We start from the raw sequence: 26,996 nt of genomic DNA, 5'->3' as shown, positions 1-26,996 counted from the left end.
AAGCCCCTACAAAGCGCGCAGCGCCGAAGTCACCGGCAAGGTCGCCGCACGCAGCGCCGGGAATAGGCCGCCGACGAAGCCGATCGCCAGCGCCCACTTCAGGCCGCTCCACAGCAACTGGCCGGTGACGCGGAAGTCGAAGGTCAGCTGACCCACGCCGCCGGCGATGGTCGAGGCGGTGTAGCCGTTGAAGATCACCCAGGCCAACGCGCCGCCGATCAAACCGCCGAGCAAGGCCAGCAGCATCGTTTCCAGCATCACCGCGACCACCACCGGCAAACCGCGGAAGCCGATCGCGCGCAGGGTCGCGATCTCGCGCGCGCGGGTGGCGACGGTGGCGAACATGGTGTTGAGCGCGCCGAACACCGCGCCGATCGCCATGATCGAACCGACCACGATGCCGATGATGCGGATCACCTTGGTCATCGCTTCGGATTGCTTGGCGAAGTACTCCGCGGTGGTGGTGGTGTCGACCTGCAGCCGCGGGTCGCCGGCCAGCGCGGCTTTGAACGCCTTGAACTGCTTGGCGTCGCTGAGCTTGGCGATGACTGCGTTGCGCGAGGCGCCGCGGCGGTAGGTGGACGCGACCATGTCGGCGTCGGCCCACACTTCCGAATCGGTGGCGTCGCCGGATTTGAAGATGCCGACCACGGCCCACTGCTCGCTGCCCAGGCGGATCTGCTTGCCGACCTCCATGCCCGCGAACTGACGTTGCGCGCCGCTGCCGACCACCACTTCGCGCTTGCCGGTCTCGAACTTGCGGCCCTGCACGATCTTGATCTGCGGCCGCACCTGCCAGGCGCGATCGCCGACCCCGCGCAACTGCACGCTGCCGTCTTCGTCGGGCTTGCCGCCCTTGATCGGCAGGTTCGCCGCGACCACCGTTTCCGGCGAGGCCAGCGGCCGGCCGTCGGCGTCGCGGGCGATGCCGGGCGCCTGTTCGATGACGTTGATGCTGGCCAGGTCGAGGGTCGACATCACCTCGGCCGCGGACGCGCCGCGCAGCACCATCGCGGTGTCGTCGCTGCCGGTGCGCGCGAGCGTTTCCCTGTAGCCCTCGGCCATCGACAGCATCGCCACCAGCACCGCGACCACGCCGGCGATGCCGATCACCACCACCGACGAGGAACCCGCACGCTGGCTCAGCGTGCTGATGCCGACGCCCGCCACCGACGCGGCTTGCTGGCCGCTGCGCGTGAGCAGCATCCACAAGGCGAACGCGACGGCGAGGCCGAGCAACACCGGCCACGGCGCGAGCGCCCAGGCCACCAGGCCGGCGGCCAGGGCCGCGAAGGTCAGCAGGCCGCGTAAGAACGATAGGAACTTTTTCATGTGCGCTCTCCGTTAGCGTCCGGCCAATGCATCGACGATGTTCAAGCGCATGGCGCGGATCGCCGGCAAGAGGCCGACCAACAGGCCGATGCCGACCATCAGCATCAACGCCACCGACCAACTGTGCCAACGGATCGGCGGCACGTTGATCGCGCCGTTGCTGCCGGCGTTGACGATCGGGCCGAGTCCATCGGCCATGGCCACGCCGATCGTGCCGCCCAACAACAGCAGCAACACCGATTCGGCCAGCACCAGCAACAGCACGCTGCGGTCGGGGAAGCCGATGGTCTTGAGCACGGCGAGTTCGGAGGTGCGTTCGCGCACCGCCTGGGCCATGGTGTTGCCGGTCAGCAGCACCAGGGTGAAGAACACCGCGCCCATGATCGAGCCGACGATCAGGCCGACGTCGGCCATCTGCTTCATCCAGCTCGCGGTCGCCGCCGCTTCGGTCTGGGTCTTGGTCTCGTGATCGGAATTGGCCGAGATCGCGTCGATGGCCTTGGCCACGCGGTCGCTCTGGTTCACGTCGTTGACCTCGGTCACGTACCAGCCGACCTGGCCGCGGTTGTAGGGCGTGGAATCGTCGAAGTACTTCCAGTGCAGCAGGATCATCTGGTCGAACCAGCCGCCGGACTTCTTGTCGGTGGCCGCGAGCGTGCCGACGATGTCGAAGCTCCAGTTCTTGGTGCCGTCGCTGCTGGTGAAGATCGTCGACTGCAGCGGCAGTTTCTGTCCGACTTTCCAGTTGAAGCGCTTCATCAGCCCTTCGCCGACCAGCACGCCGGTGCGGGTGGCGGCGAACGCCTTGCGGTGCGCGGCGGACACGGCCATTTCCGGATACAGATCCAGATAGTTGTCGGCCACGCCGAAGCTGAAAATCTGGTTGTGCGGGTCTTGGTAGGCGCCGCCGAACCAGTTCGCATAGGTGACCTGCTTGACGCCGGGAACCTGCGCGATGCGGTCGTTGAGCGACATCGGCAGTTGCTGGATGAACGACAGGCGCGAGCCGGTCTGCAGCCGCTTGGCGCCGTTGGCGCTGTTGCCGGCTTGCTCGAAGCTTTCGCGCACGCCGTCGAGCAGGCCGAACAGCAGGAACGCGGCGATGATCGACAGCAAGGTCAGCGCCGTGCGCGTCTTGCGCCGCATCAGCTCGGCCCAGATCAGATGGAAATATTTCATGATGGCCGCTCCCGACTCATGCCGCGTGCGACTGCTGCTCGACCAGGGTGCCCTTGTCGAGGTGCAGGGTGTGGGTGGCGTACTCGGCGGCCTTGGGGTCGTGGGTCACCATGACGATGGTCTTGCCGTGTTCGCGGTTGAGCAGTTGCAGCAAGTTGAGGATTTCCTCGGCCGCGTGCCGGTCCAGATCGCCGGTGGGTTCGTCGCAGATCAGCAAGGTCGGGTCGGACACGATCGCGCGCGCGATCGCCACGCGCTGCTGCTGGCCGCCGGACAGTTCGTTCGGGCGGTGGCTGCGGCGGTCGGCCAGGCCGACCAGGGTCAGGGCGATTTCGGCGTTGCGCTTGCGCTGGGCGCCGTTCAACGGCGACAGCAGCAGCGGCAGTTCGACGTTGCGTTGCGCGGTCAGGGCCGGCATCAGGTTGTAGAACTGGAATACGAAGCCGACATGGCGGCTGCGCCACTGCGACAACTGGCCGGCGCTGAGGCGATCGATGCGCTCGCCTTCGATGGTGATTTCGCCGCCGGTGGGATTGTCCAGTCCGCCGATCAGGTTGAGCAGCGTGCTCTTGCCCGAACCCGACGGGCCCATCAGCGCGACGAAATCGCCCTTGGCGATGTCCAGGTTGATGCCGTGCAGTACTTCGACCTTTTCCGGGCCGCGCTGATAAGTCTTGGTGAGGTGTTTGATCGAAACCAGGGTGTCCATCTTCGACGTCCTCAAGCGTTGGGATTGCGGTGAAAGGAACCAACACGCGCCGCGCGCGGGTCGCAGATCGGTACAGCGGCCGCGCGGGGCGGCCGGTTCGGAAGTCCGGCACGGCCGCTTGGGTGGCGGCCGTGGTGATCGTGGCGGTGCGCGCGTCGGGCGCGGTGATCGCCCGGTTGCGTTACTTCGACCTTGCGTTACTTCGACGAATCGGCGTCGTCGTTTTCGACACGCACGCGCGATCCGTCTTTCAGCGAATCGGGCGGATCGAGCACGACGGTCTCGCCGCCGCTCAGGCCGGCGGTCACTTCGCGATCCTCGCCGAGCTTGCGGCCCAGGCTCACCGCGGTCTGCGCGACCTTGTCGTCGTTGACCACGAAGGCCACGTCCTTGCCCTCGCGCTGGGCCAGCGCGTTGGCCGGGATCATCGCGCTGGGTTTGGCCTGCTTGGGCTGGTCGGGCTTGGCCGCTTCCAGGAAGCTCACCCGCACGCCCATGTCCGGGACGATGCGCGCGTCGCGGGTCTTGATCGCGATGCGCACCTTGACCGTGGCCTTGCCGCGGTCGGCGGTGGGAATGATCGCGATCACTTCGGCCGGGATCTTCCAGTCGGGGTAAGCGTTGAGCACCGCCTCGACCGGCATCCTGGGCTGGACCCGGCCGATGAAGGCTTCGCCGACGTCGACTTCGATCTCGAGCGAATCCATGTCGACGATGGTGCCGATACCGGTGCGGGTGAAGCCGCCGCCGGCCGACAGCGGCGAAACGATCTCGCCCGGTTGCGCGGCCTTGGCGGTGACCACGCCGGAGAACGGCGCGCGCACGATGGTGTTGTCCACGCCCAGGTCGGAGATGCGCAGGCTGTCGCTGGCGACCTTGACGTTGCGCTGCGCGGTCAGCAGCTGTGCGCGCAGCGAATCGCGGCTGGCGACGGCCTGGTCGTACTGCGACTTCGACACCAGCTGCTGTTTGACCAGCGAGGACAGGCGCGTGGCGTTGACCTCGGCTTCCTTGAGCTGCGCCTGCACGCGCTGGGTGTCGCTCTGCGCGGCGCCGAGCTGGGCGGCGGTGAGTTCGCGCTGGGCGTTGGCGTCGATCGGGTCGAGCGTGGCCATGACCTGGCCTTCCTCGACGCGCTGGCCTTCCTCGATCATCACCTCGCGCACCTTGCCGGTGATCTTGGCCGAGACCGTGGCCATGCGCCGCGCGACCACGTAGCCGGTGGCGTCGAGCACCGAGGCGCTCGCGCCGTTGCCGCCGCCGATCGCGGTGACCGTGGCGGTGTGGACCTTGGCGCCGGTGTCGCGGCCGAACAGCGCCCAGGCGGCGACCGCGAGCACGACCAGCAACAGCGCGACCGCGCCGATCACCAGCCCGCGGCGACCCGAAGGTTCCGGCGGACGGTTGCGGTCGATGCGCAGTTCCTTCAACAGGTCAGCCGATGCACTCATGGTCTCAACCGATACGCCAGATGACGCCTAGTGTGACCGTCGCGGAGGGCGCGCGCCAACCTGCTGAAAGTCAGTTTCTGTCAGCCCTGGAGTCGGCGGTTTTGCGTGACAAGTGTCATCCGCGGTGCGCGCGTGTGCGCCGACATCGGTCGGCACGGCCCCGAAGTCCGACGGAGTGGGAGCTGCGCAAGCTGCGACCGCGACACCGCAACCGCCGTCGCAAGCGTGGTGTCGCGGTCGCAGCTTACGCAGCTCCTACAGTCGGGCCCCGCTGGATCAGTAATCGGCGGGGTTGGCGCTGAAGTTCACTGGCACGGTGATGTTGACGCAGCCGCCGGCCGGCAGGGCCGTCGCGGTGAGCGACACGGTGTTGCCGCCGGCCGCGCCGCCGCTGAGGGCCGAGCAGGTGCCGCCGCCGGTGCCGGCGCAGGTCCACGGGCCGCTCAGGGTCACGCCGGGGGGCAGGGTGTCGGTGATGGTCGCGCCCGCGGCCGGGTCGGCGCCGGCCGCGTTGCAGGCCCGGATCGTGTAGGTGCTGCTGCCGCCGGGCGTGTAGGTGGTCGGCACGTCGGCCTTGGTGATCGACAGCGCGCTGGTGCCCAGCCGGTTGGTGAAGGTGCAGGTGACCGCCTGCGCCCGGCCGTTGGCTGCCGCGCCGATCACCGACACCGGCAAGGTGATGTTGACGCTGGTGCCGGTGCCGGTGGCGACGGTGGCGCCGGCGCCGTTCACGCAGGCGTAGGTGCTGACGTACAGCGCGGTGGTCGCGGCGGTCGGCACTTCGACGACGGTGGTGGTGATCGCGGTGGTGGTGATGTTCTGGGCGACGGTGAGGTCGGGCGCTCCCGAGGCGCTGTTGTGATACAGCGTGCGGAAGTTGGTGGTGCCGTTGTGGCCGGCGGCGATGGCGAAGGCGGTGCCGCCGATGCCCAGGTCGAAGCGGCCGGTGGCGCCGGTCGGATTGAGCTGCTTGATCACCCGCACCACCGGCTTGATCTCGATCATGTAGTCCTCGACCTCGCCGCTGTCGACGCGGCCGGTCGGGGTGGCGGCGGTCAGCTGGCTGCCCTGGCTCGCGCGCAGACGCACGTAGCTGCGGCCGGCGGTGGTCGCGATCGGCACGGTCCAGCTCAGCGTGGTGCTGGCGGCGCCGCTGGCGACCGCGTTGCATACGCCTTCGGCGGTCTCGAACACGCCGTTGCGGTTGAAGTCGATCCAGCCGCACACCGTGCCGGCGGCGGTGCTGCCGCTCAGGCTCGGGGTGAGCGTGTAAGCCTGGCCGATCAGGCCGGTGTGCAGGGTCGCCAGCGGCGTGGTCAGGCCGTCTTCGTCGCCGCCGTCGCCGGTCGCGCCGTTGTTGTCGGCGCCGGCGGCGACCGCGTTCGGGCTCGGGGTGATCGCGGGCGTGGTGTTGAACACGTTGGTGTTGTCGGCATCGACGCTGCCGCCCAGGCGGATGCCGTCGAGAATGTGGCTGGCCGCTTCGACCGCGTCGTAGCTGGCCGGGGCGTCGCCGAAGTCTTCGTCGACGCTGGTGGTGACCATGTAGCCGTCGTCGCCGAGCGCGTTGCCGATGGTGGCGTTGAAGACGTTGCGGGTGCCGGATATGCCGACGTTGAGCGTCACCGAGGTCACCGTGCCGTTGATGCGCACGCTGCCGCAACCGGCGAGCTGGGTGGCCGGGGCCGCCACGGTGGTGCAGTTGGTGCCGTTGTAGGTCGTGTTGACCAGGTCCAGCGAGGTGCCGCCGCCGAGGGTCTGCAGGTTCACCGCGCCGCCCAGCAGGGTCATGGTCGCGCCGGCCGGGACCGAGCTGGCGATCGCGTGGACGGGGCGGGCGGCGGTGATGGTGACCGTATCGCCGGTGATGCTGCGCACGCTGCCCAGGCCGAGGAAGTGGAGGGTCGGGTTGGTGACCGGCCGGCTGAAGCCGATCGTCAGGGTGCCGATGTTCGCGCAGGCGACCGTGGTCGCGGCGTTGCTGGCGAAGTTGCAGGCCGCGCCGACGGTCTGCAGCTGGATGCCGGTGGTGGTGGTCGGCACGTTCGGCGTGAACATGGCCGCGGTGGCGCCGCCGAGGGTGGTGATCGGCACGTTGTTGGCGACGATCTGGAGATTCGCGCCGGTGACCGTATAGGTCGTGGTCAGCGTCGACGGATACGGCTTGGTCGAGGCGCTGTTGAAGCCGATGGTGCCGGTGGCGGAGGCATCGTGGACCTGTACCGCGCCGGCCCAGGAACTCCACACGGCCAGGGCCGCGCACAAGGCCCACCGTGCAATACGGCGCCCAGACCGCTGAAAACGCGCTTCGATCCCCATGTCCTGTCCCCGAGTGACGCAGTGCAGACCTCGCTTCCAGCGAGGGCCCCTGTGGAATGCAGTGCCGTTTCACTCTACGTGGGACACACCCAATACGGATTCATGCCCTGTAGTCGCTTACGTAATTTGTGCCAAGGTGCGGACAAATTAGTGATGCACAGCGCTATCGCGTCAAAACCGTTCGCAAAGCTAGCCGCATAAAAGACGCTTTTAAGGTGTTCTTGTCTACGTACATAAATGGCTATTGGCACACAGATACGACAAAAAACCCGCCCGGCTTGCGCCGGACGGGTCGTTTGCGGATCGCTGAGGCGGTTGTGCGGGTGGTGCCGGGTCAGTAGGCGCCCGGGTTCGGGCTGAAGTTCACCGGTACCTGCACGTTGATGCAGGCGCCGACCGGCAGGACCAGGCCGGTCAGCTGCACGCTGTTGCCGCCGGCCGCGCCGCCGCTGGCCGCGCAGGTGCCGCCGCCGGTGCCGGTGCAGGTCCACGGGCCGCTCAGGGTCACCCCGTTGGGCAGCGGGTCGTTGACCGTGGCGCCGTTGGCCACCGCCGGGCCGGTGGCGTTGCAGGCCCGCAGGGTGTAAGTCGTGGCGGTGCCCGGGGTGTAGCTGGTGGCGTTGCCGACTTCGCCCTTGACCAGGCTCAGGGTGATGTTGACCGCGATCGGCGCGGGGACCTGCGCGCACTGCGGATTGCCCGCGGCGGGGCAGGTCGGCAGCGGATCGGGGTCGCCGCCGCCGGCCACCGCGACGGTGTTGGTCGGGGTGCCGGTGGCGGTCGCGGCGATCGCCACGTTCAAGCGCACGCTGGCGCTGGCGCCGGCCGCGATCGGCGCGCTCGGGGTGAAGGTGCAGGTCACCGTGCCGGTCGCCGGCAAGGTGCCGCAGGCCACCGTGCCTTGCGCGCTCGAGGCCGAGACCAGGCTGAAGCCGGCCGGCAGGGTGTCGACGATGGTGATCGCGCCGGTGGTCGGGCCGCCGCCGGTGTTCTGCAGGCCGACCTGGAAGAAGCCGTCGCTGGCCGCGCCGGTCTGGCCGGCGGCGAGCGCGCCGCTGACCGTCTTGCTCGCGGTCAGCTGCGGCTGGACCACGGTCAGCACTTCGTCGGCGACCAGGTTCACCAGGTTGTTGGTGCCGCTGATGCTGGCGTTGGTGTTGTGGTACACGCCGACCGTGTTGGAGGTGACGTTGACCGTGACCTGGCAGGCGAGCTGGCCGCCGACCGCGCTGGCGCCGTTGACCCGGCCGCCGTTGACCGTGATCGAACCGCTGCCGGCGACCGCGGTGACGGTCATGCCGCCCGGGAACGTCGTGCCCAGGGTGCCGCCGGCCGCGCAGTTGGTGCGGATGTTCGGGGTCGGCGCGACCACCACGTTGGCCGGCAGGGTGTCGACGAAGTTGATGCTGGAGGTGGTGTTGACGCTCTTGTTGGACAGGTTGAAGGTCAGCGTGGACACGCCGCCGGTGTTGATCGTGGTCGGCGCGAACGACTTGGTCAGGTCGACCGAGCTGATCGCGAAGGTGATGCGGTATTCGACATCGAACGTCGCCGCGCCGGCCGGCACGTTCCACTGCGCGGCCATGCCGTTGTCGGTGGCGTTGTTGGTGTCGATGTTGTTGTTGAGGTTGCCGGCGTTGGCGTTGCTGGCGGCGCTGACGCAGGGGTTGGTCGTGGTGACGGTGCCGTTGCAGATCAGCGACTGCGCCTGGCTGTAGGTCGCGCTGAAGTAGCGGTCCCAGTTCGGGGTGCCCGAGGACGGCTCCCACCACAGCGCTTCGAACTGATCGTTCTTGATCACGCCGACCAGGTCGGGCCGGCCGCTGGTGTTGCCCGGGCTGGTGCGCATGAAGCCCGGGCCGTTGTCGCCGCCTTGCAGGTAGGTGTCGACGTTCTGATAGAACTTGATCGTCGCGCCCGTGGCGGGCATGCCGCTGAGCGAGACGCGGCGGGTGAACCACGCCTGCGGGGTGATGTAGCGGTCGACGATCGTCACCCGCATCGCGTTGTCGGCGGCGTTGGACGGCTGCAGCACCGTGGTCACCTCATACGGCGAGGCGGCGGTGCCGGTGCCGCTGAGCGCCGACTGCGAGACCTGGGTGAACAACGCGAACGGAGCGCCCGCGGCGTTGTTGGCGTTGGTGTAGACGCGGGTGTTCGGGTTGGTGCCGCGGTCCACGCGCAGGAACACGCCGTTGTACAGGGTGCCGGCGGTCGGCGTGGCGTTGGCGTTGTAGACCTGATCGGCATTGCTGAGCCGGACCTGGAACTGGCTGTTGCTGCCCCAGGTCACTCGCAGGCCGTCGGAACCGTCGGCGAGCACGCCGCCGGTGGGGTTGGCGACGCGCTGGCTGGTGGCGTTGGCGGCATACGCGCCGCTGCTCAGAACGAGCGCGCAGGCACACAGCGCCAGACCGGCCTGGCGGCCGAAACGGATCAAGCGATTCATGAAATCCCCTGTTGAACGAGCCTTACTACGAAGGTTTGGGCGCGCTGTCGCTGCCTGGCCGCCCCGGCCCCGGTTGCATTGGGTGCCGTTAGTGACTTGCATAGCACTTGTTATGTGCCACGAATCACATTTTGCGGCAAGGCGATCGCAGACGCCAGCCCCGAGCCGGCGATCACCGAGTCGAACGGTTTGAACGGGGGGAGGGGGCGGCGCAGGACACGGATGGCGTGCCTGGATGCGCAAAGATAGTGCTTCGAAGGTCACAAGGGGCGTAGTCCCGGACCCAGACTGCAGGAGCTGCGCAAAGCTGCGACCGCGACATCGCGCCGGCGACGTAAGCCGGGATAGCGCGGTCGCAGCTCGCGCAGCTCCTACAGTCAGAGATCGCCGGATCAACACACGGCGCGGTGACGCCGGGCAATCGCCGGGCTCAGCCCGGGGCGCAAAGATGCCGTTCAAGCGGTCGAGCGGAGGCGTAGTTCCGGACCCAGACTGTAGGAGCTGCGCAAGCTGCGACCGCGACATCGCGCCTGCGACGCAAGCCGGAACAGCGCGGTCGCAGCTTGCGCAGCTCCTACAGTCGGGGATCGCCGGATCAACACACGGCGCGGTGACGTCGGGCAATCGCCGGGCTCAGCCCGGGGCGCAAAGATGCCGTTCAAGCGGTCGAGCGGAGGCGTAGTCCCGGACCCAGACTGTAGGAACTGCGCAAGCTGCGACCGCGACATCGCGCCTGCGACGCAAGCCGGGATAGCGCGGTCGCAGCTTGCGCAGCTCCTACAGTTGAGGATCGCCGGATCAACACACGGCGTGGTGACGTCGAGCAAATGCCGGGCTCAGCTTGGGGCGCAAAGTGCCGTTTAGGCGGTTGCGCGGGGCGCGTGTTCCCGGAGTCGGATCGCCGGATCGGTAGACGGCGCGGCGACGCCGATCCGTTGCCCGTCTCAGCCCGGGCCGGCGCCGGCGCGCGCGCGACGCAGCCGGTTCACGCGTTCGCGCACCGCGGCGACCAGTTCCGGCAGCGATTCGAAGCGCGGCACGTGGTAGCGGTCGGCGGTGATCTCGACATTGCCCTTGCGCCAGAACCCGTCCGGGCAGGCCAGCAGCAATTTGCCCGAGCCGGCGTGCAGGCCCAGTTCCAGCAGGGTCACCGGGCTCTGCGAGCCGGGCGCGAAGTACATCGCGATCACGTCCGCGCGCTGCAGGGCGGCCAATTCCCATTCGACCTGGCGGCGGAATTCGGGTTCCTGGGCGCTGGGCTTCCAGGCCGGGTTCCAATCGTCTCGGCGCGGGTTGAGCAGGACCACGCCCTCGTCGGCCAGCTCGCGCGCGACCTGCGCCTGCCAGTCGACCGAGCCGCCCATGTCGATGCTGCCGGCCAGGAACACGCTGATGCGGCCGTCGTCGGGCAGCGGATTGGGCGACTGGATCGTGATCGAGCGCGGCGGGTTCGCCGCCGCGCTGTCGCCGGCCACGGCGCCGCCGGACAAGGCCATCGCGGAAAACATCAGCAGCGCTTTCATGTCGGCAGGTCCTGTGCGGGCGAAGCGGCGAGTCGCCGCTGCGCGTGAGCGATCGGCGCGAGCGGATCGGACATCGGCCGGATCACGGCCGATGCAGCTTGCTGCGTTGCAAGCGCCGAGCGCTCATTCCGCCGCGTGCGCCTTGAGCATGGCGTAGGCCGCGCGCAGGCCCTGCGCTTCGCCGCCGGCCGGACGGCCCGGGCGGTCGGCGTCGTTCCAGCTGTACACATCCAGGTGCGCCCACGGCAGGTCGGCGGGGACGAAACGCTCCAGGTACAACGCCGCGGTCACCGAACCGGCCATCTTCGACGGACCGGCGTTGGCGAGGTCGGCGATGTTGCTGGTCAGATAACGCAGGTACGGGCGCCACAACGGCATGCGCCACAGCGGATCGCGCTGGCGCTGGCCGGCTTCGAGCCACTGCACTGCGATCGCGTCCTGGTTGGTGAACAGCGCCGGCAGGTCCGGGCCGAGCGCGATGCGCGCCGCGCCGGTCAGGGTGGCGAAGTCGAGCAGCCAGACCGGTTTCTGTTCGCCGGCGTAGGTCAGCGCGTCGCACAGGATCACCCGGCCTTCGGCGTCGGTGTTGTCGATCTCCACGCTGATGCCCTGACGGGTGGCGATGACTTCGCCGGGACGGAACGCGTCCGGGCCGACCGAGTTTTCGACCGCCGGCACCAGCAGGGTGATCCGCAGCGGCAGCTTGCGCGCCATGATCAGTTCGGCCAGCGCGATCGCGTGCGCGGCGCCGCCCATGTCCTTCTTCATCCAGCGCATGCCGTCGGCCGGCTTGAGGTCGAGGCCGCCGGTGTCGAAGCACACGCCCTTGCCGACCAGGGCGATGTGCGGATGCGTCGGGTCGCCCCAGCGCAGCGCGATCAGTCGCGGCGCGCGGTGCGAGGCGCGGCCGACCGCGTGGATCGCGGGGAAGTTCTGCTCGATCAGCGCATCGCCGGTGATCACCTCGATGTCGGCATCGAAGCGCTGGGCGATCTCGCGCGCGACTGCTTCGAGTTCGGCCGGGCCCAGGTGCTCGGTCGGGGTATTGATCAGATCGCGCACGCGCACGCAGGCGGCGAGCAGGTCGAAACTTTCGTCGCCGGCCAGCGCGGCATCGACGACCAGTCGCGCCGGCGCGCGCATCGGCGCCTTGTAGCGGCTGAAACGGTAACTGCCCAGGCCCCAGCCCAGGCGCAGCGCGCTCACGCTCGCCTCGTCGTCTTCGCCGCCGACCTGCCAGTCGCGCTGCGGCAGCGCGAACGGGGCGTGGCCGTAGGAGAACGGATCGCGCGGATCGCCGATGCCGAGCGCGGCCGAGGCGATGCGGCCGTGGCCGTCGGGCAGGGTCAGCACGGTGCCGGGCGAGGCGTCGAAGCCCTGCGCGTCGACCCAGGCCGCGGCCGACTCGCTCAATGTCGCGCGCCAGCTGTCGAACGAGGCGCGGCGGACCAGGGCCAGCGGCAGTGCGTCGCCGGCATCGGAGGTGAAACCCAGGGGCAGAGTCATGCGGCGGCGGTGTCCGTGCGGTGCGCCGCGTCCAGCCAGTCGGCCAGTTCGGCAAGGGTGGTGAATTCCAGGTCCGGACGCGCGTGGTGCTGCGGCCAGCTTCTATGTTCCCGATTGATCCAGCAGGTGCGCAGGCCGGCCTGCGCGCCGCCGACCACGTCCATCTCGATGTCGTCGCCGACGTGCAGCACCTGCGCCGGCTCCACTTCCAGGCGCGCGCAGGCGGCGTGGAAGATGCTGGCGTCGGGCTTGGCCCGGCCGTGTTCGCGCGCGCCGAGCTGGAAGCGGAACAGCGGCATCAGCCCGATCCGGTGCAGGTCGGCGTTGCCGTTGGTCAACGCCGCCAGCGGCAGCCTCGCGGCCAGGCGCGCGAGCGCGTGCTCGCTGTCGGCGTAGTGCTCGACCTCGCAGCGCGCGGCGAAAAACACGTCGAACGCGGCCGCGACCAGCGCGGTGTCGTCGCCGGAGTCGCGCAGCATGTGTTCCAGGGTCAGGCGGCGCTGTTCGGTGAAATCATGAGCCAGGTCCGGCCGCTGCACCGCGATGCGGTCGCGCAACTCGCGCATCGCCTGCGCCGGATAGCGTTCGGCGGTGCGCGGCGCATGCTCGCGCAGCCAGTCGGCGAGCACGTTCTCGGCCCGGATCATGACCGGAGCGATGGGCCAGATGGTGTCGTCGAGATCCAGGGTGATGGCGCGGATGGGTAAGTTCATCCGTGCATTTTAGCGCGCGGCGCCGGGCTGAATGGGTGACGCGCGGCGACAAGCCCGAGCCGGCACGGGCTCGTGGCGGGTTGTGGAAGGCGGCGGCTGGCCGGCTGTGAGAACTGCAAGGCGCCGGATATCGGACCTGTCGCCACTTGCGCGGGGTCGCACATCTAATGGGGGGAGTGGCTTTAGCTCCGACGATGTTGTCTGAGATCGCCGCGCGGCTTGAAGCCTATCGAGATCGCCTTCGAGGCCGGTCCCGTGGGGCAGGGACTCGGCTTTTGTGGGAGGGGCTTGAGCCCCGACGCTTTTCGCTCAGATCGCGCCGCGACCACCCGCTGCTCGCCGCAAACGCGACGGCCAGCAGTTCGCGTGACGCGGCAATCCGAGACAACAGCGTCGGGGCTCAAGCCCCTCCCACAAAAGCCGGGCCGCGACTGCGCGGCGGCAAGCATCGCCAGCCACCACGGCGGCCGGCATCGAAGCCCCTCACAGCGACAACCGGGCCGTACTCGACGGATCGGCGCATTCGACGGACTACCGCAACGACTTCGCCGCCGCCGGCTCCTCCAGGCCGCGCGCCAGCCGGTCGACCTGCTTGAGCAAATCCGGAATCCGGTGGCTGCCGCTCATGCCGGCGACCGCGGCGCGCGCATCGACCAACGCCATGCCGGCGGCCGATACGTACAACGGCCGATCGCTGCCGCCGCGTCGCACTTCGGCCTCGGCCGGCGTGCCGGCGTAACAGGTCTTGGCGATGCCGACGACCGGGACGCGGTCGTGCAGCGCCTCGCGCAGATGCGCGCCCAGCCCGGGCCGTTGTTCGGCGCCGAGCCAGACGTAGCCGTCGATGGCGATGCAGTCGATCGCCACGTCCTTCAGGCTGTCGAGCTTGGCCAGGCGGTCGAGCAGTTGCACGATGCACGGCAGTTCGCGCCGATAGAACTCGCCGGGCACGTAGTTGGCGATGTCGTCGCAGGTCACGGTGTGCGATGCGAACGCCTGGGCGTCGTCCCATTGAGCGAACACGACGCCGGCGACAGTGGCGGAGGTGTCGCGGTAGTGGACGTCGACGGCGAGGATCATGTGCGGTTCATTCGGGCGCGAGGACTGGGCGGGACAAGCGCTGGAGGTGTCGCTGCGGCGGATCGGACCGCGTCGGGGCTCAAGCCCCTCCCACAAAAGACCTCGCAGGTCGCCGAGTCGGGCATGTCGCGCGATGTCGCTCCAGCGATTTCACTAAGCAACGTCACTCAAGCGACTTCACTCCAGCAACTTCGACCAGCCCTCCAGCCCTTCGATCCGCGCCAGCACCAGCTTCACGCACACCAGCATCGGCACCGCCAGCAGCAGGCCGATGATGCCCCACAGCCAGCCGAAGAACATCAGCGCCAGGATCAGCACCAGCGGCGACAAGCGCATGCGCCGGCCCAGCACGATCGGGGTGACCGCCTGCGATTCGATCGTATGCAGCAGCAGGTACAGCCCCACCGGCAGCAGCGACGGCCACAGTTCGTCGAACGCGACCAGGCCCATCAGCAGCATCACCGCCATGCCGATCAGCGGGCCCACGAACGGGGCGAAATTCAGGATCGCCGCCATCGTGCCCCACAGCAGCGCCTCCTGCACCGGCACGCCCAGCGCATACAGCGCGCCCGCCAAGGCCAGGCCGAAGCCGGTGTTGATCAGGCTGATGGTCAATACGTAGCGCGAGATCTCGCGCTCGATCGAATGCAGGATGTCGATGGTGACGACTTTCTTGCGCTGGCTCGGCAACAGCGCGATCGCGTTACGCTGCAAGGATTCGCCATAGACCATGAAGAAGAACGTCAGCAGCACCACCGCCAGCGCCTGGGCGATGTACTTGGGCGTGGCGGTCAGCGAGCGGTAGGGGTCGTTGATTTCGGTCTTGACCACCTGCACCGGCTTGCTGGTGCTTTCGCCGCCGGCGGCGCGGGCGAAATTCTGCGCGGCGCGGTTGGCGTCCTGCAGCGGCTTGGTCATCTGCCGCAGCTTCGGGCCGATCTGCTTCATCTCGCGCGGCACCTGGCGCACCCATTCGCCGGCGGGGTCGGCCAGTTGCACGGTCAGCGCGCCGGCCACCGCGAGACCACCGGCCAGCACGATCAACGCGCCGAGGAAGCGCGGCACGTAGCACTTGCCGAGCAGGCGCAGGATCGGATTGCCGACCAGGGCGAAGAACGCGGCCAGCAGCACCGGCAGCAGCAGTTCCTGCGCGGCCCACAAGGTGTAGCCGGTCGCGAGCATCGTCAGGATCAGCAGCGACATCGGCGCGCGCGGGCGTGGCGGTTGCGGCGGTTTGGCGGCGGGGTCGGGCGGTGGCGACGCGGTGGCGTCGGTTGCGGACGTCGAGGTGTCGATGATCGGTTCGACGACGGGCTCGACGCTCGGATCGGACGAAGCGATCCGCGTATCGGCGGGCTGCGCTTGCGCCGGGTCGGACGGCTCGGGTGACGCGGACGGCGGCGCGGGCAGGCTCAAGGCGGCGAAGGCTCGGCGTTTTCGGAGCGCGTACTGTGCGCTGTTGCGTGTGTGTTCGCCATCACGTCGGGCACACGCCCGAACAGGGCGAAGCGAGCGCTCTAAAGCGGGGGTCCGAACCGGGTGGTTGCGAGAACGGCGCGGCGGCCGGTGTCGATGCCGGGCGTGAGGTCATCGCGACTCGGGCGCTTGCGCCTGCGACGATCGGCGGCCACGCCTCACGGGCCAGACGCAGGCGCGGTTTCGCGGTCGCGGCTCGCGCCGCTCCTACAGTCGCAAACGAGATTGGCGATGTCTGAAGCATCGCCGTTGCGAGTGCCGCCGCTGCGCGCGGGCAAGCGACCCTAGGCCGCGTCGCGTTCGCTCGTTTGCGCCGCCGCGTGCGCGCTGTCGGCGGCGTGGCCGGCTTCGCGCGCGGCATGGCCGGCCTGACCCGCGGCCTTGTCGGCGCTCTGCGCGGCGTCCTGCGCATTGGTGCCGGCGAACAGCCCCGACAACAGGGTCACGATCTGCATCAGGTTGCCGCTCTTGACCGCGATCTTGACCGGCTCGGCGCGGCCCATCACGAAACCGCTGACCAGGCCGGCGATGACGATCCGCCCCGGGGTCCAGGCCTCGCGCCAACTGGACTTCAACGCATCCTTGCGCTCGATCGCCTGCTGGTAACGGCCTTCGAGCAGCTTCTCGCGCTTGTGGACCCGGCGTTGCAAGGCTTCGAAACGGCTCATCGCGCCTCCGTGCGGTTGGGATCGCGGGGCGTGAGCCCCGGGGCGACGCCGAGCGGGGTCGCATCGTCGTCGTCGTCGCCGATACCCAGCCGGCGCAACTGCCGGCGGGTGGCATCCAGGCGGGTGTGTTCGAAGTAACGCAGGGCCTGCCACACGCCCACGCCGGTCACGATCAGGCTCAATCCGGCCGCGGCCGCCATCGAGGCCATCCACGACCAGCCCAGCACGCCGTTGAGCACCGCGATCAGCGCCGCCATCAGCAACAGCCACGAGGAGGCGCCGAACACGATCGCCACGCTGACCCACAGCAGAGCCCGCCCCAGCGCACTGCGCGCCAGGGCGAGGTCGGCGACCACCAGGCCGCGCAAGGCGCGGCCGGTGTCGAGCGCGGCCGACAGGCCCTCGCGGCCCGCGCTGCCGATATCGCGGAACGCCTCGTCGATCGAAGGTGCGCGATCGTCCGCGGCGGAACGTTGCGAATCGCCGCCTGGGGCGCCCGAAGGCGCCTGGGCGTGAGGGTCCATGCCGGGCGCGTCGCTCACGCTTACTTGTCGCCGCCGCGGGCGAGCTTGGCGATGATGAAGCCGGCGGCGAAGGCCACGCCGAACGACGCCAGCGGACGTTCGCGCACCAGTTCGGCGGCGCTTTCGATCAGGTCGCGGCCCTTGTCCATCAGCGCGTCGACTTGCTCGCGCGCGGCGCCGCCGGCGTTCTCGGCCGCGGCGATGCCGGCCAGGGCGCTGTCGGCCAGGCCGGACTTGACGTTGGCCTTGCCGACCTTCAATTCATCGCCGGCCACGCTGGCGGCGTTGCGGATCGCGTCGCCGGCGTCGACGGCGGCTTGCTTGAGATGGGTGCCGGCTTCGCCCAGGTTGCTCTTGATGGCGTCGGTCGAGGTAGGGGTCATCAGGGTGTTCCTCCGTGCTGCATGGATGAACCGCTGAACAAGTCCAGGGTTCTAGCGGGTTGTCGCGGGCGCCGGCGGCGGGGGCCGATCGGTGACTCGCGACGAAGGTGAGCGGATTGCGCCGCGAACGGTGCAATGAAGCATGGAGCATCGAACATGGCGCGGTGAAGCGTGTTGCCTTGACGGTGTCGCTTGGAACGTATCGCATCGAAACGAAAACAGCGCGGACGGCGACGGCGCGAGGGTCGGCACCTTACGGCATCGGCGATTACTGCATTGGCAGATTGCCGACGCTGTTGCCGCGGCGGATCCGCAGGACCAACTGTGCCGGAGTCCGCGTGAAGCTCGCGCGGAAGCCGGGCAAATCGTCGAAATCGCCGCTGCTGGCCGCAACGATGACGTCGTCCTTGCGCAAATTGTTCGCTTCGGCGCGGCTGCCGCGGCTCACGCTTTCCACCACCACGCCGGAAACGCCGGATTGGCGCAGGCGTTCGGGCACTTCGGCGAAGGTCGCGCCGGTCAGGCGCGGATCGAGCTCGGCGCCGGCCATCGCCTTGGGCTGCTCGCGCAGGGTCGCGTTCAGTTGCATCGCCTGGCCGTCGCGCTGCACTTCCAGCGCGATCTTGCTGCCGATCGCCTGCAGGCCTTCGAAATTGCGCAGCGCGTCGCGGCCGTCGACGCGCTGGCCGTTGGCGGTCAGGATCACGTCGCCGGGCTTGAGCCCGGCCGCTGCCGCCGCGCTGCCGGCGAACACGCGCGAGACCAGCGCGCCACGCGGCTCGGACAGTTTCAATCCGGCCGCGAGCTGCGGGGTGACGTCCTGCGATTCCAGCCCCAGTGTGCCGCGACGCACCACGCCGTTGTTGGCGATCAGCTGGTCCTTGATGTTGCGCGCCAGGTTGACCGGGATCGCGAAGCCCAGGCCGATGTTGCCGGCCATGCTGCCCTGCGGATTGAAGCTGGCGGTGTTGATGCCGATCAGTTCGCCGTTGAGATTGACCAGCGCGCCGCCGGAATTGCCCGGGTTGATCGAGGCGTCGGTCTGGATGAAGTTCTGGTAGCCCAGCCCGCGCAGGCCGCTGCGGCCGACCGCCGAGACGATGCCCGAGGTCACCGTCTGGCCGATCCCGAACGGGTTGCCGACCGCGACCACGAAGTCGCCGACCCGCAGCGCATCGGAGTCGGCCAGGGCGATCGCGCTGAGGTTCTGCGCCGGAATGCGCATCACCGCCACGTCGGTGTCCGGGTCCGAGCCCAGGAACTCGGCCTTGACCGTGCGGCCGTCGGCCAGGGTCACCGAGACCTCGTCGGCGCCTTCGATCACGTGGTGATTGGTCAGCACATAGCCGTTCTTGGCATCGACGATCACGCCCGAGCCCAGCGATTCGTTGATCCGCTCCTGCGGGATGTTGGGGAACATGCGGCGGAAGAACGGGTCGTTGGCGAACGGGTTGCGGATGCGCACGGTCTGCTTGGTATGCACGCTGACCACGGCCGGGGTGACCTTCTGCAGCATCGGCGCCAGCGACGGCAGCAACTGGCCGCCGACCGAGGCCGGCAGCGCGGCGGTGGTCGGCATCACCGCGGCCGCGGCCGGCGAGGCCGCCGCGGGCGCTTCGAGTCCTTCGCGGATCGCGGTGGCGGCGAAACCGCCGAACGCGGCGGCCAGGGCAAGGGTCAGCAGGGTCGGCAGAGGGCGCATCGCGTCGCGGTTCCGGTCAACGTGGAGGAAAGAAGGGGAGGCATCGTGGCAGTTCGGCTTGCCGCCAGGGCGGCCGCGCCGATCGCAGGCTTGGACCGCCGCGGCGCCGACTGGTTCGGCGTCGGACCGGTTCATTGTTGAAGCACGGCAATAAATAGCCGATGAAGTCATGCACGGCCAGCGCAGGCCGCGCAGTGTACGCAAGGCCTTTGCCGGCGGCCCGCCGGAACTGGAATCTGTGACAGAGCCGGGTCAGATAAAGCGTGATAGTCATCAACAAGCCGTTGACTTCGCCCAACGTGCGGCGTAGCTTGAAGTCCCTGCGGGGCCACAACATCTAGTGGTCGGCCTGGCAGGAGGAGCCCAAGCGTAGGGGTTCAGCTTGGGCGGGTGTGCAGGCATCGCCTAGACAGTGAGCAGGCGCATGACGACGACGAACGAGAACCTCAAAACACGCATACCAGCCGCACGCGGCGCGTAAATCACGCGATCGCGTGCGTCGTCGTCGGCGGGGGGCTGACGACGGGGCTGACCCACCCGGCCAAGGACGTTAGTCCGGCGCCAGGCGCAACACCCGCGACAGGCTCTACACGCTGCACTCGTTACACAGCATGCGTGGATCGAGTCATGAAGCGGGACATACATAGAGTGTCCCGATTACCAGGCAGTTGATCGACCGATCCACCCGCAGCACGCAACACCTTCAGATCCACCCCGATTACCCGTTCAAAAAAGAAACCACCGGCGGCGGGCGCAACCCAACGGCCCGCCGCCAATAGAAGGAGATGAAACAGGCATGAGCAGCGTGCGCCTCGAGGCGGTGAAGAACCCGGCGGCAGAGCAGGACATGGCCCTGCAGCCCGCGTCCCAGGACATCTGGGACAAGAAGTACCGCCTCAAGACCAAGAACGGCGAGGCAGTGGACGCCGATATCGACGGCACCTACCTGCGAGTCGCCCGCGCTCTGGCCGACGCCGAGCCCAATGCCGAGAAGCAGCAGTACTGGTACGAGCGCTTCGCCTGGGCCCTGCGCCGCGGCGCGATCCCGGCCGGTCGCATCACTTCCAATGCCGGCGCGCTGGAACACAAGCCGGCCACCTCGACGATCAACTGCACCGTCTCGGGCACGATCGAAGACTCGATGGACGGCATCCTCGAGAAGGTCCACGAAGCCGGCCTGACCCTCAAGGCGGGTTGCGGCATCGGCTACGAATTCAGCACCCTGCGGCCGCGCGGCGCGTTCGTCGCCGGCGCCGGGGCGTACACCTCCGGTCCGATGTCCTTCATGGATATCTACGACAAGATGTGCTTCACCGTGTCCTCGGCCGGCGGCCGTCGCGGCGCCCAGATGGGCACCTTCGACGTCAGCCACCCCGACGTGAAGGACTTCATCCGCGCCAAGCGCGAAGACGGCCGCCTGCGCCAGTTCAACCTGTCGCTGCTGATCACCGACGGTTTCATGGACGCGGTCAGGCTGGATGCCGACTGGCCGCTGGTGTTCCCGGTCAACATCAAGGAACGCGAGGACGTCGACCTCGAGGACGCCGCCCAGGTGGTCTGGCGCGACTGGCCGACCACGCGCAACTACATCTCGCGCGAAGACGGCCTGGTCGCCTGCAAGATCTACGGCCACATCCGCGCCCGGCACCTGTGGGACATGATCATGGTCTCGACGTACGACTACGCCGAGCCCGGATTCATCCTGATCGACCGCGTCAACGAGATGAACAACAACTGGTGGTGCGAGATGATCCGCGCGACCAACCCCTGCGGCGAGCAGCCGTTGCCGCCCTACGGCGCCTGCCTGCTGGGGTCGGTCAACCTGACCAAGTTCGTGCGCAACGCCTTCACCGACCGGGCCGAGTTCGACTGGGAGGAATACAAGGAAGTCGTGCGCGTGTTCACCCGCATGCTCGACAACGTGGTCGAAGTGAACGGCCTGCCGTTGCAGCAGCAGCGCGACGAGATCATGCGCAAGCGCCGCCACGGCATGGGCTTCCTCGGCCTGGGCAGCACCGTGACCATGCTGCGGATGAAGTACGGCTCCAAGGCGTCGTGCGAGTTCACCGACCGCATCGCCCGCGAAATGGCCGTGGCCGGCTGGGAAATGGGCCTGGCGCTGGCCAAGGAGAAGGGCGCCGCCCCGATCATGGAAGAGCGCTTCGCGGTGACCGCCGAGATGCTGCGCAAGCGTCCGGAGATGAAGGCCGATGGCTGGAAGATCGGCCAGGAAATCCCCGGCAAGGTCCTGCACGCCAAGTATTCGCGTTACATGCAGCGGGTGGCCGAAGTCGCGCCCGAACTGGTCGAGGAACTGGCCGACGTCGGCAGCCGCTTCACCCACCACAGCTCGATCGCGCCGACCGGCACCATCTCGCTGTCGCTGGCCAACAACGCCTCCAACGGCATCGAGCCCTCGTTCGCCCATCACTACAGCCGCAACGTGATCCGCGAAGGCAAGAAGTCCAAGGAAAAGGTCGACGTCTATTCCTTCGAACTGCTGGCCTACCGCGAACTGATCAACCCCAAGGCGATGCCGTTCAGCGAGGAAGCCGAGGCCAAGCTGCCCGACTACTTCATTTCCGCCGACGACATCACCCCGAAGGAACACGTCGACGTCCAGGCCGCCGCGCAGAAGTGGGTCGACAGTTCGATTTCCAAGACCGCGAACGTCCCCACGGACTATCCGTACGAGGACTTCAAGGACATCTACCGCTACGCCCACGAGCAGGGCCTCAAGGGCTGCACCACCTTCCGCTTCAACCCGGCCGCGTTCCAGGGCGTGCTGGTGAAGGAAGCCGACCTCGAGAACACCACCTACCGTTTCGAGCTCGACGACGGCAGCGTGGTCGAGGTCAAGGGCAACGAACAGATCGAATACGACGGCGAAATGCACACCGCCGCCAACCTGTTCGATGCGCTCAAGGAAGGGTATTACGGCAAGTTCTGACGCCGGTCCGGCCGCGCGCCCGCCACCGCGGGCCGCGCGTCCGGGCGCCGTTCGACGCGTCGGTGCGGCGCGATCGCAGGCGCCGCGGCTGGATGCGATGGCCTCGCGGCCGCGGATTTCCAGATCGAATCACGCGCGCGCGCAGCGAACCGACGAGCGGCCACTGTCTAGCCGCGCGCAGCAGGTATAGCATCGCTCCGGTAACACCCCCCGATTGCAAGTAACGCTCACGTACCGCGATTAAGAACGCCCATCAGGAGGGCATCATGAGCAACGGAAATGGAGTGACGGCGACCCTGACCCAGGCTGCCGAGAACGTGAAAGAAACCGCATCCAACCTCGGCAGCGCGATCGCGACCCGGGCCGAGGAAGCCGTGGCCTCGGTCAAGAAGACCGCGACCAAGGCCCGCAAGGCCGCCAAGAAAGCCGTCGGCACGGCGAAGAAGAAGCTCGCCACCGCCAGCGCCAAGGCCAAGAAGGAAGCCACCGCGCTGAAGGACAAGGCCACCGGCAAGAAGCCGGCCAAGAAGGCGGCGAAGAAGGCCGCCAAGAAGGCTGCGCCGAAGAAAGCCGCCAAGAAGGCGGTCAAGGCGGCCAAGAAAGCCGTCAAGGCCGTGAAGAAGACCGCGAAGAAGGCGGCCAAGAAAGTCGCGACCAAGAAGGCGCCGGCCAAGAAAGCCGTGAAGAAGGCCGCCGCCAAGAAGGCGACCAAGAAGGCGCCTGCGAAGAAGGCCGCCAAGAAGGCTGCGAAGAAAGCCGCCAAGTAACTCGGTCGCAACCGTCCCTCCCTCTCCCGCTCGCGGGAGAGGGCTGGGGTGAGGGCACTGGGCGCATCGCGCGCCGCCCCATCCCCGCAAGTTCCGCAACACCCGCACAAGAACACGCACCGCCGCAATCAGGAGTCGGGCCCATGGCCGTCAAGATCGAACAGAAAATCAAGGGCTACAGCGTCATCAGCCAGGAAGACAAGGCGAAGGACGCCCGCGCCGCCGAAGCCGCCGCCGCCGCGCGCAACGCGCCGGTCGAGCTGCCGGTCGCCGACGTCATCCAGATGCACGAGCGCATCGAGCGCCCCGAGATCCTGATCGGCTCGACCTACAAGATCAAATCGCCGCTGTTCGAGCACGCGCTGTACGTCACCATCAACGACATCGTGCTCAACGCCGGCACCGAACACGAATCGCGCCGCCCGTTCGAGATCTTCATTAACTCCAAGAACATGGACCACTTCCAGTGGATCGTGGCGCTCACGCGCATCATGTCGGCGGTGTTCCGCAAGGGCGGCGACGTGACCTTCCTGGTCGACGAGATGAAGGCCGTGTTCGACCCGCGCGGCGGCTACTTCAAGGCCGGCGGCGTGTACATGCCCTCCCTGGTGGCCGAGATGGGCGCCATCGTCGAGGACCACCTCAAGTCGATCGGCATGATCCACGACCCGGAGATGAGCGATTCCCAGCGCGCGCTGATCGCCGAAAAGCGCGCCGCCTACGAGCAGCGCGGCTCAAAAAAAAACACTGAGGTAACCGCGTCGGCATCGATCACCGTGATCGAGCCGCGCGTGGAGGACGTCAGCGTCACCGGCGACGGCGCCTCGTTCCCGCCTTCGGCCACGGTCTGCCACAAGTGCAGCACCAAGGCGCTGGTCCTGATGGACGGCTGCGCGACCTGCTTGAACTGCGGGTATTCAAAGTGCGGTTGAGGGCGATGACGCGGTAATCGCGAAATCGCTTGTGCGAGTGCTAGAAGATGCTGATACCTAAATGGGGCTCTCCGGAGCCCCATTTCTTTTGGCGACTGCTTGTTCTCGAAGCCGACCGTGGTGGCTGTGAACGGTCGGAGTTCAGTGCTCCCAACCGCTGGGTATTCCATGTCCGCGGAACGTCTCAATGACGGAGATATGCCTGGTGCAAACTAGGCAAAAGGGGGCATCCGCCGAATGGCCGCGCAGAATCCGACGCCTGCTGACCATCGCGCACACAAGCATGTTCTGGACCGAGAAACGGGCGATGGGGCGACGCTGGTCCAGTGCATGGGACGTGCGGCTACGGGAACGGACCGTCAGGGCGATCGATCCACTCACGCCGCGCCGTACGGCTACTTGCGCGCTACCTGTCATCAGGCACGGATACCTTTGGCAAGCGACACCGCGCTGGCCGTCGTCTTCAAAATATTGCGCACTCATCACCCCGCCGCTGCCCAGCAAGCGACGGTGAACTGAGTTGAACCCCAAATGGATTTAACCACCGTCAACAAGGAGGACCAGCAATGATCAGCAACACGATGAAGGTATCGCTCGGCATCGCCATCAGCGCCGTCAGCGCGCTTGCAGCACCCGCACTGGCCGCATCCCTGGACCCCGCGTTCGGTTCGGCAGGCATCACTTCCACCGCATTCGGCAGCTACGGTGCCGCCGCCCGGGTCGTCATCCAATCCGACGGACGGATCGTCACCGCCGGGCAGACCGCGCTCGGCGAGTTCGCGCTGGCGCGTTACACGACCAGTGGCGCGCTCGATACGAGCTTCAACGGCACCGGCAAGGTCGCCACCACGCCATCGGGCAGTTGCTCGGGACAGGCGCGCGCACTCGCCCTGCAGTCCGACGGCAAGATCGTCGTTGCCGGCACCTCGTGCCCGAACTTCACCTCCACCCGCAACTTCACGGTTTATCGCTACAACACGGATGGTTCGCTGGACACGACTTTCGGCAGCTCGGGCAAGGCGACCGTCAATTTCTACGCGGGCGCTTCGGAGGCCTACGCCGTCGCCGTGCGGGGCAGCGCGATCTGGGTGGCGGGCTATGCCGGTTCCGGCTTTGCGCTGGCGCGCCTGACCAGCAGCGGGGCCTTGGACTACAGCTTCGGCAGCGGTACGGGTACGGTCACCTCGACGGTTGGCACCGGCTCGGCCCTCGCCAACGGCCTGGTCATCCAGGCGGACGGCAAACCCGTGCTGGCCGGTTACGCGTCGAGCGGCGGCACCGTATTCGCGTTGACGCGTTACACCACCAGCGGCGCGCTGGACACCACCTTCGGTACCGGCGGCAAAGTGCTGACCAATGTGGGCGGCACGTCCGCCGGCAACTCCGCCATCGCCACGTCGCTGGCGATTCAAGGCGACGGCAACATCGTCGCCGCCGGCTACGCGAAAAGCACGAGCGCCGACTACTACCGATTCGCCGCCGTTCGATACACAAGCGCCGGCGCGCTCGACAGCTACTTCGGATCGGGCACCGGCAAGGTCCTCAGCGCCATCGGCAGCGGCGATGCGATCGGCAAGGATGTCGCCATCGATGCCAACGGAGGAATCGTCGTCGGCGGCTACTCCAATGCGGGCAGCTACCGCCAGTTGACCTTGAATCGCTACGACCCGTTCGGCAACCAGGACCTCAGCTTCGGGCCTGTCGCCACCACCGTCGGCAGCGCGGATGCCGCGGTTCAAGGGCTCGCCGTACAGGGCGACGGCAAAATCGTCGTGGCGGGCTATGGCAACTCGCCAGCGGCCTTCGTGGTTGCGCGTTACCAATAAGCGGCCGTTCGAAACTACGAGTATCAACGGCAGCATCAGCAAAGCCCCCTCCCGCCCACTGTGGCGGGAGGGGGCCTCGCTCCTTGGTCATCGGCCAGCTCGTTGCGGGTAAACCGGGGCCGTGGAAACGAGCCGGCCTTTGTCCCAGGCACCCGCTCAGCTGCCCCGAGCCGACCCCAGACGACATCGCGCCCGCTAGTCGATATCGGCGTCCACCAGCGTGTAGCCGGGCGGTGGATCGCTGCTCAGTCGTCCAGGTGCGACCGGTCCGTCGACGGTGAAGCGGTAGTCGATTTCGAGCCCGGCGCCGTTCTTCTGCCGCATCGCCAAAGGAAGGCCATCGGGATCGGCCCAGATTTCCATGTCCATGCCGCGCACCCGCAACGACCAGCCCTGCGCCGGGCGCCCGTCGATCATGCGCGTGTTCGGCAAGCGCGTGGCATCGCCCTTGAAATTGCGCAGGTCGTCCAGCCAACGCAGCGTGCTCTGCGGCGATGCCTCGGCTTTTGCCAGCATGGTCAGTGAGGCTTGCCTGGAGTCGTGGAGCAGGCTCAGCAAGCGCCCGCGTTGCGGGTCGACGATGATGCTGAGCTGGTCGCCCACGTCGGTGCGCAGCACGCCATGCGCGTCGACCAAGGTGCGCGAGGTCTGGATCACCCGGCCCTGCATGCGCTGGGTGACCTGCATTTCCAGATGCGCGAAATGACGCAGGCGGTCCTGCACCGCGGCGAAGGCATCGCCGCCGCCGGACAGCATCGGCACGCTCATCACCGCGACCACCAGCAAGGCCGCGAGCGCGGACGCGGCGAGCCAGCGCGGCGCCTGCACGCGGCGCGGACGGGCCTGGCTGCGCAGCCGTTGAGTCAGCCGCTGCTGCGCGCCTTCGACCGCATCGGCCGGAACCGCATCGGCGTCGCGCACCCGTTGCGCGAGCGGGGCGGACAGTTCGTGATCGAATCGCTGGTTCATGGGGCGATCTCCGTGGCGGCTTCGCCGAGTTGCGTTTCCAGCCTGCGCCGCGCGCGGTGCAGGACGACGTTGACGTTGTTCTCGCTGAGCGCCAGCGACCGGGCGATCTCGCCGATCTCCATGCACTCCAGATAGCGCAGGCTGAAGCACTGCGCTTCGCGCTTGGGCAGTTTCGCCAGCGCCAGGCGCAGGCGCTGGCTGCGTTCGCGCTCCACGCTCGCCTGTTCCGCCGAGGCGGACGCGAGCGGTTGTTGCGCGCGCCACAGCGGCACGACCCGCCACCAGCGCTGGCGGCGGCGCAGCACGTCGATGGCCGTGCGCACCGCCGAGGCCGACAGATACGCCGGCCATGAGCCGACGTCGACCGGATCGCTCTCGATCAGTTTCACGAACACGTCCTGCTGCACGTCCTCGGCCAGCGACGCGTCGCCGAGCACGCGGTAGGCGGCCTTGAACACCAGCGGGCCGTACTGCTGGGCCAGCCATTCGGGCGACGGCGACGGCACGGATTCGGTCATCGGCGGGTTCCAGTTGATAC

At 68.0% G+C, this 26,996-nt stretch carries 21 protein-coding genes; 4 read left to right on the top strand and 17 right to left on the bottom strand.

Features of this window, described 5'->3' with window-relative positions; all coding sequences use genetic code 11:
- Nucleotides 1-6: 6 nt before the first annotated feature.
- The 15 genes from KME82_RS21750 to KME82_RS21680 form a co-directional block, all read right to left on the bottom strand.
- Nucleotides 7-1,332, bottom strand: coding sequence for an ABC transporter permease (locus KME82_RS21750; RefSeq protein ID WP_215495862.1), 1,326 nt, complete (start codon nucleotides 1,330-1,332; stop codon nucleotides 7-9).
- Between the two features lie 12 nt (nucleotides 1,333-1,344).
- Nucleotides 1,345-2,511 (bottom strand): ABC transporter permease, encoded by a 1,167-nt coding sequence (locus KME82_RS21745; protein ID WP_215495861.1) that lies wholly within the window; start codon nucleotides 2,509-2,511, stop codon nucleotides 1,345-1,347.
- Between the two features lie 16 nt (nucleotides 2,512-2,527).
- Nucleotides 2,528-3,220: an ABC transporter ATP-binding protein gene (locus KME82_RS21740; protein WP_215495860.1), complete on the bottom strand. Its 693-nt coding sequence runs from the start codon at nucleotides 3,218-3,220 to the stop codon at nucleotides 2,528-2,530.
- Between the two features lie 197 nt (nucleotides 3,221-3,417).
- Nucleotides 3,418-4,671 (bottom strand): efflux RND transporter periplasmic adaptor subunit, encoded by a 1,254-nt coding sequence (locus KME82_RS21735; RefSeq protein ID WP_215495859.1) that lies wholly within the window; start codon nucleotides 4,669-4,671, stop codon nucleotides 3,418-3,420.
- A 276-nt stretch (nucleotides 4,672-4,947) separates the two neighbouring features.
- A complete protein-coding gene (locus tag KME82_RS21730; protein ID WP_215495858.1) occupies nucleotides 4,948-6,936 on the bottom strand; it encodes a GEVED domain-containing protein in 1,989 nt (662 codons plus the stop codon).
- A 388-nt stretch (nucleotides 6,937-7,324) separates the two neighbouring features.
- Nucleotides 7,325-9,439: a DUF11 domain-containing protein gene (locus tag KME82_RS21725; protein ID WP_215495857.1), complete on the bottom strand. Its 2,115-nt coding sequence runs from the start codon at nucleotides 9,437-9,439 to the stop codon at nucleotides 7,325-7,327.
- 944 nt (nucleotides 9,440-10,383) lie between these two features.
- The gene (locus KME82_RS21720; RefSeq protein ID WP_215495856.1) at nucleotides 10,384-10,962 is read right to left on the bottom strand and encodes a nucleoside 2-deoxyribosyltransferase domain-containing protein; all 579 of its coding nucleotides are present in this window, start codon (nucleotides 10,960-10,962) and stop codon (nucleotides 10,384-10,386) included.
- A 123-nt stretch (nucleotides 10,963-11,085) separates the two neighbouring features.
- A complete protein-coding gene (locus KME82_RS21715) occupies nucleotides 11,086-12,468 on the bottom strand; it encodes a leucyl aminopeptidase family protein (RefSeq protein ID WP_215495855.1) in 1,383 nt (460 codons plus the stop codon).
- Complete coding sequence (locus KME82_RS21710; protein ID WP_215495854.1) at nucleotides 12,465-13,181, bottom strand: HAD family hydrolase; 717 nt, start codon at nucleotides 13,179-13,181, stop codon at nucleotides 12,465-12,467. Before KME82_RS21710 ends, KME82_RS21715 begins: the two co-directional genes overlap by 4 nt.
- Nucleotides 13,182-13,712: 531 nt before the next feature.
- Nucleotides 13,713-14,357: an endonuclease V gene (locus tag KME82_RS21705; RefSeq protein ID WP_286673193.1), complete on the bottom strand. Its 645-nt coding sequence runs from the start codon at nucleotides 14,355-14,357 to the stop codon at nucleotides 13,713-13,715.
- Between the two features lie 81 nt (nucleotides 14,358-14,438).
- On the bottom strand, nucleotides 14,439-15,560 hold the full coding sequence (locus KME82_RS21700; protein ID WP_430538860.1) for an AI-2E family transporter: 1,122 nt from the start codon (nucleotides 15,558-15,560) through the stop codon (nucleotides 14,439-14,441).
- A 461-nt stretch (nucleotides 15,561-16,021) separates the two neighbouring features.
- Entirely contained in the window at nucleotides 16,022-16,405 is a 384-nt protein-coding gene (locus KME82_RS21695; RefSeq protein ID WP_215495852.1) for a hypothetical protein, read from the bottom strand.
- Nucleotides 16,402-16,929, bottom strand: a complete 528-nt coding sequence (locus KME82_RS21690) for a phage holin family protein (RefSeq protein WP_215495851.1) — start codon at nucleotides 16,927-16,929, stop codon at nucleotides 16,402-16,404. Before KME82_RS21690 ends, KME82_RS21695 begins: the two co-directional genes overlap by 4 nt.
- Before the next feature lie 20 nt (nucleotides 16,930-16,949).
- Nucleotides 16,950-17,312 carry a hypothetical protein gene (locus KME82_RS21685; RefSeq protein ID WP_215495850.1) on the bottom strand — a complete coding sequence of 121 codons (363 nt, stop codon included), beginning with the start codon at nucleotides 17,310-17,312 and terminating at the stop codon, nucleotides 16,950-16,952.
- A 268-nt stretch (nucleotides 17,313-17,580) separates the two neighbouring features.
- Nucleotides 17,581-19,014 carry a Do family serine endopeptidase gene (locus KME82_RS21680; protein WP_215495849.1) on the bottom strand — a complete coding sequence of 478 codons (1,434 nt, stop codon included), beginning with the start codon at nucleotides 19,012-19,014 and terminating at the stop codon, nucleotides 17,581-17,583.
- 796 nt (nucleotides 19,015-19,810) lie between these two features.
- Between KME82_RS21680 and KME82_RS21675 the strand changes: the two genes are divergently transcribed.
- From KME82_RS21675 to KME82_RS21660, 4 genes are all read left to right on the top strand, one after another.
- Nucleotides 19,811-21,964, top strand: coding sequence for an adenosylcobalamin-dependent ribonucleoside-diphosphate reductase (locus tag KME82_RS21675; RefSeq protein WP_215495848.1), 2,154 nt, complete (start codon nucleotides 19,811-19,813; stop codon nucleotides 21,962-21,964).
- Nucleotides 21,965-22,230: 266 nt separating this feature from the next.
- On the top strand, nucleotides 22,231-22,731 hold the full coding sequence (locus KME82_RS21670) for a hypothetical protein (RefSeq protein WP_215495847.1): 501 nt from the start codon (nucleotides 22,231-22,233) through the stop codon (nucleotides 22,729-22,731).
- Between the two features lie 143 nt (nucleotides 22,732-22,874).
- On the top strand, nucleotides 22,875-23,663 hold the full coding sequence (locus tag KME82_RS21665; protein WP_215495846.1) for an NrdJb: 789 nt from the start codon (nucleotides 22,875-22,877) through the stop codon (nucleotides 23,661-23,663).
- Nucleotides 23,664-24,229: 566 nt separating this feature from the next.
- The gene (locus KME82_RS21660) at nucleotides 24,230-25,489 is read left to right on the top strand and encodes a delta-60 repeat domain-containing protein (RefSeq protein ID WP_215495845.1); all 1,260 of its coding nucleotides are present in this window, start codon (nucleotides 24,230-24,232) and stop codon (nucleotides 25,487-25,489) included.
- Nucleotides 25,490-25,684: 195 nt separating this feature from the next.
- On the opposite strand, the gene KME82_RS21655 is transcribed toward KME82_RS21660, so the two are convergent.
- Both KME82_RS21655 and KME82_RS21650 read right to left on the bottom strand, forming a co-directional pair.
- On the bottom strand, nucleotides 25,685-26,458 hold the full coding sequence (locus KME82_RS21655; RefSeq protein ID WP_215495844.1) for a hypothetical protein: 774 nt from the start codon (nucleotides 26,456-26,458) through the stop codon (nucleotides 25,685-25,687).
- Nucleotides 26,455-26,976, bottom strand: a complete 522-nt coding sequence (locus KME82_RS21650) for an RNA polymerase sigma factor (RefSeq protein ID WP_215495843.1) — start codon at nucleotides 26,974-26,976, stop codon at nucleotides 26,455-26,457. Before KME82_RS21650 ends, KME82_RS21655 begins: the two co-directional genes overlap by 4 nt.
- Nucleotides 26,977-26,996: the final 20 nt, after the last annotated feature.

Source organism: Lysobacter capsici (genome assembly GCF_018732085.1).
In the GTDB taxonomy this organism is placed as follows: domain Bacteria; phylum Pseudomonadota; class Gammaproteobacteria; order Xanthomonadales; family Xanthomonadaceae; genus Lysobacter; species Lysobacter capsici_A.
This window is presented reverse-complemented; position numbering and strand designations above follow the sequence as displayed.